This is a genomic window from Niallia sp. HCP3S3_B10 (genome assembly GCF_052064465.1).
Taxonomy (GTDB): Bacteria; Bacillota; Bacilli; order Bacillales; family Cytobacillaceae; genus Niallia; species Niallia hominis.
On the sequence record NZ_JBQHVO010000167.1, the window covers coordinates 1 to 377 of the forward strand.

General features: G+C 42.2%; 1 protein-coding gene. It reads right to left on the minus strand.

Annotated elements, in window-relative coordinates; genetic code table 11:
- A partial coding sequence (locus tag ACTNDN_RS25045) for a KR domain-containing protein (protein ID WP_441132587.1) occupies positions 1-377 on the minus strand: 377 nt, incomplete at both ends.

Consider the following 377-nt stretch of genomic DNA (forward strand, 5'->3'; position numbering starts at 1 on the left):
CACACATCTGCACTGAAATACACAACTTCAGCTCCTATGTCTCGCAATTCTTGAAGCTTGTCCCTCTTTGACTCCAAGCTACTACGATTGACCAGGATTAATTTTGCGTGATACTTTTCTGCCAGCCAACGAGAAAAAATCATCCCAAGTCCACCGACTCCACCAGTAAGGAGGTAGACTCCTCCTTTTTTCAGAGGTACATTATTTGCTTCTTTCTTTAATTGGATAGGGCTAATCCTAGTAATCTTTCTATCATTGCCCTCATACCATACGCTTTCCGCTTTTGCTGTATGTAATTCCTTCCACATACGTTCTGCCCATTCGACAGATTTTGTTTCCTTACGGTTAGCAAAGACTATGTTTACCTTGGTTCCTGG